The organism is Bifidobacterium sp. B4111, assembly GCF_026537235.1.
Classification (GTDB): Bacteria; Actinomycetota; Actinomycetes; order Actinomycetales; family Bifidobacteriaceae; genus Bombiscardovia.
In genome coordinates, this window is sequence record NZ_JAFNMO010000012.1 from 1 (window position 1) to 7,692 (window position 7,692).

The following is a 7,692-nucleotide window of genomic DNA, read 5'->3' on the forward strand; positions in this document are numbered from 1 at the left end:
CTGAACCCAAACTCCTGACGCTCGTCCACATGCTCACCGTCTGCCCGGACGCGCTCCGGGCGGACATGCAGCGGTGGTACGGGCTCGACATGGATGAGATCGGGTACACGATCCGCGTCAGAAGGGCCGCGGACCTCGCGGCCAACATCCCCGAGGAGGGGGCCGTGTGGCCCAGGCTTGACAAGCGCCTCCAATGGGGGACTACGAAACAACTGCTAGCCAACATCTCCGACGCCACAGGGTTCATCGCCTGGACCAGGACCAGCGAAGCCCAGCGCAGGAACGCCCGCTGGAAGGGCGCACTGGAGCGCCCGGGTATCGAACACCGGCGAGCCCGACAGCCCGGCGTGCAGGCCATGAGCCGCGACCGGCTCGACCGGCTGCTGAGCATGCCCAGACATGCGGCACCGACACACAACTGAACAGAGGAGGCCATGATGGCCGCAGGAGCAACCGAGCTGGCGACAGCCTACCTGAGCCTTGTCCCATCACTACGTGGAGCGGCGGACGCTATCAACAGGCAGCTCGGCGGCGTCGACGTGAGCAAGTCCGGCGCTTCTATGGGTGGTCAGCTCGCCAAGAGCATCGGGCCAACCTTCGGCAGCAAGGTGGCCTCCTCCCTGTCATCTTTATCGACGCATGCCGCAAGCGCCGCGTCGAAAGCGGCCACAGCCGTCACAACGTCGATATCAGGTTCCAGCGGCTGGCAACTAGTGGCGGGGCTCGGCGCTAAATATCTGAATCCCATAGCTCAGACCGCTGTATCGGTGGCAGCCAAAGGATCATCGGCCTTCACTGGATTTGCCACAAGTGCCGGCTCCTTATTCTCGACGCTGTTCGGCAAACTGCCACCAGTCGCCCAAACGGCATTGACCGCAGTAGGTGGAGCGGTCGGTACGCTTGGTTCGAAGATCGGGACCACGCTGTCCCCCGTTATAAGCTCCATAGGCACGAAACTTGGTGGGATACCAGGTGCGGTCGGCTCTGCGTTCTCCTCGATCCCGAACGTTGTGGGCTCCTCCATCGACGCTGTGGGCGGGGTCTTCTCCCGTGGCGCGGGGGCCATCAAGAGCATGGCGAGCTCCCTGGGAGAACACATCAAGGGGGCGCTTACCTCGGCCATGGCTGTCGGCGGGGCGGCTGTGGTCGCCGGCATGGGGATGATCACCTCGCAGATCGGCAATGCCGTCAGCAGGGCCGATACGCTGCATAACTTCCCGAAGATCATGAAGAACCTCGGCTACTCGGCTGATGACGCGGCCAAGTCCGTTAAGACCATGAGCGACAGACTCATCGGCCTTCCCACGACGCTTGACTCGATGACAGGCATGGCTCAGAAGCTTGCACCTCTCACCGGCAATCTGCAACAGGCCACCGACGTGAGCCTGGCCCTGAACGATGCCCTCCTGGCGGGAGGTAAAAGCACCCAGCTCCAGTCCAATGCCATGGAACAGTACGCGCAGATGCTGTCGGTCGGCAAGGTCGACATGATGGCCTGGCGCAGCATGGTCGATGCCATGCCCGGGCAGATGGACCAGCTCGCCAAGAGCCTGCTCGGAGCGAACGCCAACCAGATGGACCTGTACAACGCAATGAAGTCAGGGAAGGTCACCTTCTCGGACTTCAACAACGCAGTCATGAATCTGGACAAGAACGGCGTAAACGGGTTCGCATCCTTCAGCCAGCAAGCCAAGGACGCCACCAACGGCATCAGCACGCAGTGGACCAACCTGAAAACAGCCATCGGCCGTGGACTTGCAGGGTTACTTGACGCTGTCGGGTATACGCGCATTACGGGTGCCATGTCCGGAATCACGAAAGCCGTCAATGGGGCATTCAATTCCATCAACAGCACGGTCGGACCGATAGTCAACTCTATCAGCGCGAAAATGCATGAACTGTCATCAGTTTTCAATGGAGGACAATTCAACGGCATCAAGTCCATCATTGCCCCCATCGCGGCTGTGGGAGCAGCTGTAGGTGCAGGCGGGCTTGCTGGTGCATTCGAAAAACTGGGAAAGACGATACCTGCTCTTGCAGGGCCGCTTGGCAAGCTGGGAGGCCCCCTTAATGCTCTCGGAGGGCCTTTCGGGATCGTGCTTGCCGCCGTGGGCGCTTTGATTGCACAATCCCCACAGCTTCAGGCGACGCTGGGCGGGACCATGAAGTCGGCGTTCTCAGCCCTGGGGAGTGCCGTGAATGCTTGCAAGCCCGCATTTGATGGCTTTGTGGCTGTGCTGAATAACGCATTGGCTTCAGCCATGCCTGCGATAATAAGTGTCTTCAATTCCATCATTCCCCTGTTCAATACGGCCATCAGCGCATGGGCACCATTGATACCAGCGGTTCTGATGCCTCTGATGAACGTTATTTCGGCGCTTATCCCTCCATTGACCAGTATCATCACGTCGATACTGCCCCCGATAGCGAGTCTGCTGTCCGCACTTAACCCCCCACTCACGCAAATCGTGGGTGTGATTGTGCAAGTGGCTGGCATCATCATGTCGGCGCTTATGCCCGTGCTCCAGCAGATCGCTCCGGTCATCTCCTCGATAGTGGGAATCGTGGCGAGTCTGATAACCTCGCTCACCCCTATCATTGCCGAGATAGTGACGAGTGTGGCTGTGATGGTCGGCGCGGCGACGCCCCTGATCCACGGCCTGGTCGACGTGTTCGCTTGGCTTGTCTCCCAGGTGGTGAGTTTCATCCAGGGGGTCATCGTGCCTACGATCCAGGGCATGCTTCCGGTGGTGCAGAGCGTCGTCAGCACGATCAGCGGCATCATCCAGGGCATCGCCCAAGTGGTCCGTGGTGTGGTAAATATCGTGGCCGGTATCTTCACCGGCGACTGGGCGCGCGTCTGGAACGGGCTCGGCGGTGTCGTCAAGGGTGCAGTGGACATCGTGAAATCCTACGTCGGCGGTTTCGTCGACATCGGCAAGAACATGATCAAGGGCCTTTGGAACGGCATCGAATCGACCGGTGCATGGATATGGGGCAAGATCAGCGGCTTCTGCAACGGGATTGTGGACAAGGTCAAGGGCCTGTTCGGCATCCACTCCCCGTCACGCTTGTTCCGCGAGGAGATCGGCGTCATGCTCGGACGCGGCCTGGCTCTTGGCATTGATGACAGCTCGCCAATGGTCGAGAAACGGGTCATGGCGTTGTCCAATGTCATAAACAGTGGACTAGCCGTAGGCAGTGGGAAGGTCACTGTCCCTGCGACCGGCCTCGGCTCTGCCGCTCCTGTCGTGCAACAGGACATCCATGTGGAAAACCACGGGATGCAGGACGTGTATACGCAGGGCACCATTCTGGGCCGGACGCTTGCGTCGAGTGCGCGTCAGTCCATCAGGGCAAGGGGGATGGTATGAGCCTTTATGCCGAACTGGTCTACGGTGACGACCGGCTGAAGTTGCACGGCTCCGACATTGTGGATGACGGATGCGTCTATCTCGACAAGGACGGGATCGAGGGGTGGCTGTCGGCCCCCGAGGTGAAGACCGAACCTGTGGAACGCAAGTGGGGCAACGGGGCGCATGACGTCGCCGCAGAGGACATCTCCTACGCGGCCAGGACAGTCACCCTGCACCTGGATCTGGTATCCAACGCACGTGAGCGGCTGCTCGACATGGCATCGCTCCTTTCCAGGGCTGCGGGGCGTCTGGTCAGGCTCAGGGTCGTGGACGGCGGCCAGGACACGTTTGTGGATGGGTATGTGCGCCCGGAATACGGTGCCACATGGTCAAACCAGGTGCTCACAGGCACTCTGACGCTTGTGTGCCCGCGTCCTGAGCGTCGGTCGTGGCTGTCGCAGGATGTGCTGCTGTATCCGGGTGCGTCCTTGTCGGGCGGCTTGTCTTATGGGGGCAAGGGCTTGGGTTTGGCCTACCCGCTCTCCTACGGGGCTGATGCTGACTCCCCCCAGAGCGTGGCATTGCTGCGCAATGCGGGGAGCGCGACAGCTTATCCGACGGTCACGGTGACGGGGCCGATGCCTGAGGGCGTGCTCCTGGTGGGCTCTGATGGCAGAGCAGTGCAGTGGTCGGGGAGCGTGGGTCCGACGCCTCTGGCCTTGGATTGCCGTACGCAGACCGCGTCCATGGGTGGCGTGGATGTGAGCCGGTCGCTGACTCGCAGGGGGTTTCCTTCGGTGCCGCCTGGCGGGTCCTTGTCGGTGCAGCTGATGAGCCCGGGGGCCGGCTGGGTGACGGTCAGCGTCAGGGATACGTATTTATAGGAGGATTGCGATGTCTACGGCTTTTGGTGTGGCTCCCGACTCGTCGGGGCAGGGGTGCGATGCGATGACCCACCGGAGGGTGATCGCCAGCCAATGGGAGAACACGGGCGTGGTGACGGGCCTGGAGGTGTCGGGCCGTCAGGATCTGCGCTACGGGGCGAGCCCGGGCGCGGCGGTGTGTTCGATGGGGGATGCGGACGGGATGAGCATCGCCTGGTGGGACGGTGCCGGCAGCCCGTGCACGGAGAACGCTGTGGACGCTGGGGACTCGGCGTATCCGAGGATCGATGCCGTGTACATGATCGCTCATACTGGCCAGCCTGACAATCTGGTGCACGTGAAAGCGGCGCAGGGGGAGCCGTCCGCGTCCCCGGTCGCGCCTCGGGTGGAGGCTGGCGGGCAGGTGCTCGCGTATATGATGCTGCCTGCCGGGGCGACGAGCACGGCTGCCGCCTCCCGGTGGGGCGATGTGGATTATGCGGTCCCGTACGGGGCGAGGATGGGCCGGCTGGGGTATGGGCGGAACACGTCGACCGTCGTGCAGGATTGGACGTCGAGATGGTGGTCTCAGGCTCCGGCTGTGACGCTGATGATGCCGACCGACCGTCTGGTGACGGTCCGGTTCACCTTCCGGGCGAGCGTGGACGGCGAGCAGGTGGGCAGCTTTTATACCATGCCTGTGGTGGACGGGGTGGAGATGGGCGACGGGGCTGACGAGTGCCAGGTGTCGTACGTGTGGGCGCGCCAGCATGTGGAGTGGAGCCTGGTCCTGTCCGGCGGGGCCTCCCATACGGTGGATGTGATGGCCAAGCCCAATCTTGGCCGCCCCCGGTTCACCTGGCGGGGCCTGCGCACGGTGGAGGTCGTCGACGAGGGGGTCGTCCGGTGAGCTGGCGTGTGTGGGTCGTGGATGCGCGGGACGGGCGGATCGTCGCCCCGGTGGACGTGCCGTCCTTCCAATGGCAGATGAGCATACGCGACACGTCCTTCAGCACGACCCCGCAGCAGCCGCCGCAGGGGGAGCCGGGGGATCGGACCGCCAGCGGCCTGTCCCTGCCCTGGTCGGCGCTGCCCGCGTCCACCCCGGCAGAGCGGAACCTGCTCCTGGACTCGTCCAGGAGGGCCATGTGCCTGACCTGGGCCGGCTCGTATGAGGGTGACGACTTCGGCACGCCCGTCATCTGGGGCTTTGTCGGGGACAGGCTGGACAAGCAGCAGGACACGAGCTTCCCGCTCTCATCCCCGCTGGAGTTTTTGAATGACCGCCTGGTGGTCAGGGACGGCAGATTCCGTGACGGGAAGAGCCCGGACGTGATCAGCGTGTCCGGCTTGTCCTACCGGGGCATCCTGTGCGAGGCCGGCCTGTATGCGACCAGCCGCAAGCTGGGGGGCACCCTGCCCTTCGACTGGCCCTACCAAGGGGAGAAGGGCACCCGGCAGAAGACCAGCTGGAAAGCCTGGAACATTCAGAACAACAGCGCGAAAAAGCTCATGAGCGACATCGCCGATTTGAAGGACGGCCCGGATTTCGCGTTCATCCCGTACCTGACCGAGGATGGCGGGCATGTGCGGGTGAGGCTGGAGGCCGGCAGCGACGGGGACCGCCGCCTGTTCGCCGACCGGGCCCCGGTCTGCCTGTCCTATCATCCCGGAGCCGGCCTGCTGGACGGCTTGCAGGTGGCGCATGCCGCGCCCGTCCAGCGGGTGTACGCGACCGGCGCAGGCCAGGACGAGAGCGTGATCACCGCCCTGGCCGAGGACCTGACGGGCATCGCCGGAGGGCCCGACCCGCAGATCCTGCGCGAGACTGCATTTTCGGATACGGACACTGACAATCCTGCCGTGCTTCTTTCCCATGCGCAGGCTCAGCTGCAGGCAGGACGGCGCAAGCTGATCCAGCTCACCGCGCAGGCGCATTTCGGGGACATGACGGCGGGCAACGTGGCCTTGTCGCCGGCCAGCCTGCGCCCGGGCATGCCGGTCATCCTCTCCATCCAAGGGTTCCCCAGCCTTGAGGACGGGGACTATCCTGGCGGCGTCATGTCCCTGTCTGGCGACCAGTCCGGCACCGCTCAAATCACTTTCGACGTCATGGAAGACCCGTACCAGTAAAGGGAGGCTTATCGTGCAGCATCCGCTGATCATCCCGCCCACCCCGGCCGAGCAGCTGGCCGCCCTCGCGGCGGGAGCCTTGGACGCGGCCACTCGGCAGCAGACCGGCAATATCGGCAGCGTCACCATCCCCACGGCGGGCGGCACCAAGCTGGTCGCCGGACAGGGGGCAGGCGATCAGGGCTTCGCCCCCTGGGTGGGGGACACGACCGCGCCTGGCATGCCGACTGGCATCAGTGTGGACTCCTCGGCGGGCATGATCCTGGTCTCCTGGGATGGGAGCCTTGAGGGTGGCGTGCCTGCGGATTTTGATCATGTCCAGATTCTGGTTGATGGTGTGGAGGCTGGCCAGCTGCGGGTCAGGGGGACGGCCGCCCTGGGCCCGTATGAGGCGGACAGCGTCCACCAGGTGACTGTCCGCGCGTGGGATGATGCGCATGCGGAGGACGGCAGCCCCGCGCCCAACGGGTCAGCGGAGAGCGCGCCTGTGAGCGTGACGGTCAGGAGCGTCGTGGATCCGGGTCAGGTCCAGGCGGCTCAGGACAAGGCCCAGCAGGCTTTGGACAGGATCGCGGGTGTAGGCAGGGATGTGCAGCAGGCGTCCAAGGACGCGCAGGCCGCCTCAGTCGCCTCGGCCCAAGCCAAGCAGGCCGCCGACGCGGCCTCCGGCAAGGCCGACTCGGCCGCAAACGCGGCTGCGGATGCCTCAAGCAAGGCGGATTCGGCCTCCGGCAAGGCCGACTCGGCTGCGGCTGCGGCCGATGCGGCTTCGGGCAAGGCTGATACGGCCTTGTCGCGGGGTGTGGAGCTGGTCCGCAATCCGGCCTTCGACCCAGTCTGGGGTGATCTGGACGGCTTCGGGCTGGGCATGGGCTCTTCGGGCGCTCCGGCTGCGCCTCCGTCACCGTATACGACTTATGGCGCGCTCACGCAGCGGGATTACTTCAGCAGCTGGCGCTTCCCACTCGACAAGGGCCGCAGGTACCGGTTCGGTTTCTGGTGCATCTGCGACGGTCAAGGCCGTGAGGATCTGCGGATCGGATGGAGATATACCGTCTCGGGAACGCATTGGGATGAGGCGGTCACGGTCACGCAGGAGGAGGCCTCCTCCTGGGTGTGGCGGGAGGCTGTAGCCAGCACGCCCGACCAGTGGAACGACACTGACCATAGCATGAGCGTGTGGCTGAACATCGCCGGGTACGGGGATGCTGCGACGGGCTGGTGGATCACCGGCCTGACAATCCGGGACGTGACTGACAGCCAGGATGCCAAGGACCAGGCCAGGCAGGCGCAGGCCACGGCGGACGGGAAGAACCGGATCATCGCCGCGGCTGCCGAGC

The 7,692-nt window shown here is 64.1% G+C and carries 6 protein-coding genes; all 6 read left to right on the forward strand.

Going from position 1 to position 7,692, the window contains the following annotated elements; translation table 11 throughout:
* A partial coding sequence (locus J3T93_RS09805; protein ID WP_267431530.1) for a DUF5361 domain-containing protein occupies positions 1 to 422 on the forward strand: 422 nt, incomplete at its 5' end.
* Between the two features lie 15 nt (positions 423 to 437).
* The gene (locus J3T93_RS09810) at positions 438 to 3,374 is read left to right on the forward strand and encodes a tape measure protein (protein WP_267431531.1); all 2,937 of its coding nucleotides are present in this window, start codon (positions 438 to 440) and stop codon (positions 3,372 to 3,374) included.
* Positions 3,371 to 4,240 (forward strand): hypothetical protein, encoded by an 870-nt coding sequence (locus J3T93_RS09815; protein ID WP_267431532.1) that lies wholly within the window; start codon positions 3,371 to 3,373, stop codon positions 4,238 to 4,240. The genes J3T93_RS09810 and J3T93_RS09815 overlap by 4 nt, the downstream gene beginning before the upstream one ends.
* A gap of 10 nt (positions 4,241 to 4,250) precedes the next feature.
* Positions 4,251 to 5,129 (forward strand): hypothetical protein, encoded by an 879-nt coding sequence (locus J3T93_RS09820; RefSeq protein WP_267431533.1) that lies wholly within the window; start codon positions 4,251 to 4,253, stop codon positions 5,127 to 5,129.
* Positions 5,126 to 6,352, forward strand: a complete 1,227-nt coding sequence (locus J3T93_RS09825) for a hypothetical protein (RefSeq protein ID WP_267431534.1) — start codon at positions 5,126 to 5,128, stop codon at positions 6,350 to 6,352. The genes J3T93_RS09820 and J3T93_RS09825 overlap by 4 nt, the downstream gene beginning before the upstream one ends.
* 13 nt (positions 6,353 to 6,365) lie before the next feature.
* On the forward strand, positions 6,366 to 7,692 hold a 1,327-nt coding region (locus tag J3T93_RS09830), incomplete at its 3' end, for a hypothetical protein (protein WP_267431535.1).